This is a genomic window from Sphingorhabdus sp., from assembly GCF_023910635.1.
Lineage (GTDB): Bacteria > Pseudomonadota > Alphaproteobacteria > Sphingomonadales > Sphingomonadaceae > Sphingorhabdus_B.
Genome location: NZ_JAAVVZ010000045.1, coordinates 1 through 5,156 on the forward strand (window position 1 = coordinate 1; position 5,156 = coordinate 5,156).

Here is a 5,156-nt window from a genome sequence, read left to right on the forward strand (position 1 = left end):
CTCCTATCGTTATGCTGATGACGTCCTCCTTTTCGTCACCCTGAACTTGGTTCAGGGTCTATCGTGCCAAACGACCGTCGGTTGCGGTGGAGAAATGGACCCTGAACCAAGTTCAGGGTGACGGGTAAGGGATCAGGGTGACGGGTAAGGGTTCAGGGTGACGGGTAAAGCGGCGGCAAAAAGGGCTCCTGCAAAAAAGCCTGCTGGGAAGAAATAGTCGCTTATTGTCTTCGTGCCTTTGTGCGAACCTTCTTGCTTTTTTGGTTCGCACGAAGACACGAAGGCAGGAAGATGTCGCTTTTTACGGCCTCCTATCGTTATGCTGATGACGTCCTCCTTTTCGTCACCCTGAACTTGGTTCAGGGTCTATCGTGCCAAACGACCGGCAGTTGCGGTGGAGAAATGGACCCTGAAACAAGTTCAGGGTGACGGGTAAGGGATCAGGGTGACGGGTAAGGGTTCAGGGTGACGGGTAGGGGGTCAGCGTGACGATGGTAAACGTTCGGGATGTCGGGTAAGAGTTCAGTATGATAGGGAGGCTTATTAGTGACCAAATCGCGTACACGCCTCGCCATATTTGATTGCGACGGGACTTTGGTCGATAGTCAGGCCAATATCTGTATGGCGATGGAGCATACGTTTGAGGGTGCGGGGCGCACGCCGCCGCTGCGGCAGGATATACGGCGCGTGGTTGGTCTGTCTTTGGTGGAATCGATGCGGGTGTTGTTGCCCGATGCCGATGACAAAACCCATGATGAGTTGGCCGAACATTACCGAGGCGCTTTCCTCAACCTGCGCAACAGTGGCTTGGTCGATGAGCCATTATATGACGGCATGGCGGCTTTATTGTCCGAACTGGACGAAGACGGATGGAATCTGGGCGTGGCGACGGGCAAGTCCGATCGCGGGCTGATCCGCTGTTTGGACCATCATGCGATTACGGGCTTGTTCGTAACGCTGCAAACCGCCGACCGCCACCCGTCCAAGCCGCACCCGTCGATGGTGTATCAGGCACTGGCCGATGCGGGCGCGGACGCACGCAATGCAGTGGTCATTGGCGATACCGTGTATGATATCCATATGGGCCGTGCGGCCGGAACGCGCACCGTGGGCGTCAATTGGGGCTATCACCGTGTTGCGGAGTTGCGCGAAGCAGGGGCAGACTATATCGCCGAAAGCATGGACGATCTGAAGGCCTATCTAAAGGATTTTGCATGACGCCAATCGATGACAAGGCCCGCGCAGAGGTGCAGGCGCAATATCGCTTTCTGGTCATCAACCTGTGCCGGATCACGGGCGCAATCATGCTTGTCGTGGGCCTTGCCGTCATCGCGCGGGAGGCGTTTGGACTGCCCAAGGCGGCGGGATATCTGTTGTTTCTGGTCGGTATACTCGACTTTCTTCTCGTGCCTGTAATCCTGTCCAAAAGATGGAAAAGTAAGCCCGGTCTATGAGGCGGTTTTGGAAAGAGGTTACGCTTGAACCCACCCCCTTGGGCCAAGCCGTCAGGCTCGATGGGCGTCCGGTAAAGACACCGACCGGCAATGCGCTCGCGCTGCCGACGCAGAAAATGGCGGACGCGGTGGTGGCCGAGTGGGAAGCGGTAGAAAAAACGCTCAACCCGATATTGATGCCCGTGACCGGCTTTGCCAATGCCGCCATTGACCGGATCGCTCCGGATCGCGCTGGCTTTGCCGCCGCCATCGCCGCATATGGTGAGACCGACCTATTTTGCTATCGCGGCGCAGCAGGCGAGGCTCTTGCCGAACGGCAGGCACAGATTTGGGACCCTTGGCTGGATTGGGCGAAAGGGCGCTATGACATCAGCTTCGTGATTGTCGAAGGCATCATGCACCAGCCGCAACCCGCAGCAACGCTGGACACATTGTGCGGGGTGGTCGCTGCACGCGGTACGTTTGAACTGGCGGCCATGGCGAAGCTTGCGCATTTGTCGGGGTCGCTCGTTGCAACCTTGGCGGTCGTTGAGCGCGCTGGCACGCCCGAAGACATTTGGAACGCCGCTTGCCTCGATGAGCTTTGGCAGGAAGAATATTGGGGCGCCGACCATTGGGCGCAGAAAAACCGCAACGACCGCGCAGGCGAATTTATGGCTGCGGTCCGCTTTCTCGACCTGCTGACGCCGGGAACATAGGTGAATACCCATCTCGCAGGGGGTGATCAGAGCGGGTAATGGCGCTTTGCATTCAAGGATTATAGCCATGGCAGACAGCGAGACATTCACCTTACGCCCCATTCCCAAGGCGGCCTTTATCGCTGGCTATGCAGGATTATTGCCGCAGATTATTGCCGCCGCGATGGTGGTGTCGGCTTCCGAATATCGCTGGACCGGTCTTGCTTTGGCTTATGGTTATGCCGCATTTATCTTCAGCTTCATTGGCGGCATGTGGTGGGCGCTTGGCGCGACCACGCGCCGGGATGACGCGTCGGCCAATGGCATATTTGCACTTGCCGTTGCGCCCAGCTTGCTGGCGCTTGCGACCTATGCGCCGTGGATTTTGGGTTGGGAATGGCCCGGCCCGTCGATGGCATGGCTTGGTTTTTTCCTGCTGCTATCGCCCTTGGCGGATCGCTGGCTGTCGGCGCGCTGCACCTTGCCAGCGGGCTGGATGAAGCTGCGCTGGCATTTGTCGATTGGGCTGGGCGGATTGACCCTGTTGCTGGCGGGATTGGCTTAAGTCGTGGTCCTAATTCGCGGCCCTAGCTCGCGGCCCTAATTCGCGGCCCTAAGTCGCAGCAATGTCACGGACAAAGCCGATCAGGCCCTTTTGCCGCCGCCGTTTCATGCGTTCGGCCGCGAGTATTTGCCGCACTTTTTCAAAACAGGCCTGCACATCATCGTTGATAAGCACATAGTCATAGCCGTCCCAATGCCCGATTTCCGCCTTTGCGCGGCTCATTCGGTCGCTAATGACGGCTTCGCTGTCCTGCGCGCGGCTTAATAACCGGCGCTCCAGCTCCTCAATCGATGGGGGCAAGATGAAAACGCGCACGACGTCAGGGCCAGCCTCTTGATATAATTGCTGCGCGCCTTGCCAGTCGATGTCGAATAGGACATCGCAACCTGCCGCAAGCTTTTTCTCAACGGGGGCCTTTGGCGTGCCATAACGGTTGCCAAAAACATGCGCCCATTCCAGAAATTCGCCGTCCGCCGCCATTTGTTTGAATGTCGCGACATCGGTGAAGTGATAATGCACGCCCTCAATTTCGCCGGGCCGGGGGGGACGGGTTGTGTAGGATACCGACAAGGCGATCTTTTCATCCGCATCCAGCAACATGCGCGAAAGCGTGGACTTGCCAGCGCCGGAAGGCGACGAAAGGACGAACAGGAGGCCGCGGCGCTCCAATTCATACGGCTTATGGGTTTCGTTATGGGCCATAACCGCTACTGCCCGAAAGGGCAGGGCGGCGTCAAGAGGGAAGCGCGGTCGGCGGGTGACGAAAGCGGGTTAGGCGTCCTTATGCTCTTTACGCTTGTCATAGATGGTTTTGGCCACAATTGCGCCGCCGACGAGCAACAGGCCAGGAATCGAGCGGGCCGCCAGGCGTGTAGCCACCAGACCAATGCCAGCGCCGAGCAAGCCATGACCCTGCTTGCGTCCAATAACTTCGCCAATAACGGCTCCTGCGATGGATTTTAGCATGAAGCGTCTCCTAAACCATATTCTCTGGCCTGACATGGGTATCGAAAGTGGCTTCGTCAACCAGTCCAGATGCCAACGCCGCTTCGCGCAGGGTGGTTCCGTCGCGATGCGCCTGTTTGGCGATAGCGGCGGCATTGTCATAGCCGATGATCGGCGCGAGCGCGGTGACGAGCATGAGCGATCGGTCAACCAATTCCGCGATGTGCGCGCGGTCGGGTTCAAGACCAGCGACGCAGTTTTTGGCAAAGCTGTCCATACCGATGCTAAGCAGTTCAATCGAACGCAGAACATTTGCACCAATCATCGGTTTGAACACGTTTAACTGCAAATGCCCCTGCATCCCGCCAATCGTCACCGCCTGATGATTACCGATAACTTGTGCGGCCACCATGGTCAGCATTTCGCATTGCGTCGGGTTGACCTTGCCGGGCATGATCGAGCTGCCGGGTTCATTTTCGGGCAGAATGAGCTCGCCAAGTCCGGCGCGCGGGCCGGAGCCAAGCAAGCGGATGTCGTTGGCGATCTTTGTTAGCGAGACTGCGAGGGTATTCAAGATGGCGGACATTTCGACCAGCGTGTCGTGCGACGCCAAAGCTTCAAATTTGTTCGGCGCGCTGATCCATGGCACCCCGCCGGTCAGGGCGGCGAGTTCGGTACAGAAATCTGTGCCGAAATTTGGCGGCGCGTTTAAGCCGGTACCAACCGCAGTTCCACCTTGTGCCAGCCGCGAAAGCCGGGGCCATATGCCAACAATTCGGTCTGCGCTGTCACCGAGCATCGCGACATAGGCCGAAAATTCTTGGCCCAATGTCAAAGGCGTCGCGTCCTGCAGATGCGTGCGTCCGATCTTGACGATATTGGCCCAATTTTCGGTATGGATCGCAAAAGCCGCTGCCAATGCCCGAACGGCCCTTAACAATTGGTCGCGTGCCGCCATGGCGATGGCTACATGCATCGCCGTTGGAAAGCTATCGTTCGACGATTGGCTCATATTCACATGGTCATTAGGGTGCACGGGCGATTTGCCGCCACGTGTTCCGGTCAATGCCTCATTGGCAATCCCGGCGATAACCTCATTCACGTTCATGTTCGATTGCGTGCCGCTGCCGGTCTGCCAGATGGTCAGCGGGAATTGATCGTCATGCTTTCCGGCGATCACTTCTGCTGCCGCCGCTTCAATGGCGTCGGCCAGCGTCGGATCCAGCCCATGCTTACGGTTAACCCGCGATGCGGCTTGTTTTACCAATGCCAGCGCATGCACAATCCCCATCGGCATGCGTTCATGCGCAGGGAAGGGGAAGTTGGCGATGCTACGCTGCGTCTGCGCGCCCCAATAGGCGTTTGCGGGGACGTCAATGGGCCCAAAACTGTCGGTTTCCGTGCGGGTTTGCCCCGTCACTTTTTCCGTCCAAAGTCCACGCTGACGACGTTGGAGCCGTCTTCGACGACGACGGAGGGGCCGTCATTGCCGGCTTCTTCGTGCGGTTCAGGGGC

The 5,156-nt window shown here is 58.0% G+C and carries 7 protein-coding genes; 4 read left to right on the forward strand and 3 right to left on the reverse strand.

The window, feature by feature from the left end; all coding sequences use genetic code 11:
* The first annotated feature begins 546 nt into the window (after positions 1-546).
* From HEQ34_RS13745 to HEQ34_RS13760, 4 genes are all read left to right on the forward strand, one after another.
* Positions 547-1,218 (forward strand): HAD-IA family hydrolase, encoded by a 672-nt coding sequence (locus tag HEQ34_RS13745; RefSeq protein ID WP_296201434.1) that lies wholly within the window; start codon positions 547-549, stop codon positions 1,216-1,218.
* Positions 1,215-1,454 carry a hypothetical protein gene (locus HEQ34_RS13750; RefSeq protein ID WP_296201436.1) on the forward strand — a complete coding sequence of 80 codons (240 nt, stop codon included), beginning with the start codon at positions 1,215-1,217 and terminating at the stop codon, positions 1,452-1,454. Before HEQ34_RS13745 ends, HEQ34_RS13750 begins: the two co-directional genes overlap by 4 nt.
* Positions 1,451-2,152 (forward strand): ATP12 family chaperone protein, encoded by a 702-nt coding sequence (locus HEQ34_RS13755; protein WP_296201438.1) that lies wholly within the window; start codon positions 1,451-1,453, stop codon positions 2,150-2,152. Before HEQ34_RS13750 ends, HEQ34_RS13755 begins: the two co-directional genes overlap by 4 nt.
* Positions 2,153-2,219: 67 nt before the next feature.
* Complete coding sequence (locus tag HEQ34_RS13760; RefSeq protein ID WP_296201440.1) at positions 2,220-2,696, forward strand: DUF3429 domain-containing protein; 477 nt, start codon at positions 2,220-2,222, stop codon at positions 2,694-2,696.
* Between the two features lie 48 nt (positions 2,697-2,744).
* On the opposite strand, the gene gmk is transcribed toward HEQ34_RS13760, so the two are convergent.
* The 3 genes from gmk to fumC all read right to left on the reverse strand — a co-directional run bounded on the left by gmk (position 2,745) and on the right by fumC (position 5,061).
* Positions 2,745-3,398, reverse strand: coding sequence for a guanylate kinase (gene gmk, locus HEQ34_RS13765; RefSeq protein ID WP_296201442.1), 654 nt, complete (start codon positions 3,396-3,398; stop codon positions 2,745-2,747).
* 69 nt (positions 3,399-3,467) lie between these two features.
* Positions 3,468-3,662 (reverse strand): hypothetical protein, encoded by a 195-nt coding sequence (locus HEQ34_RS13770; RefSeq protein WP_296201443.1) that lies wholly within the window; start codon positions 3,660-3,662, stop codon positions 3,468-3,470.
* Positions 3,663-3,672: 10 nt separating this feature from the next.
* A complete protein-coding gene (gene fumC, locus HEQ34_RS13775; protein WP_296201445.1) occupies positions 3,673-5,061 on the reverse strand; it encodes a class II fumarate hydratase in 1,389 nt (462 codons plus the stop codon).
* Between the last annotated feature and the right edge of the window lie 95 nt (positions 5,062-5,156).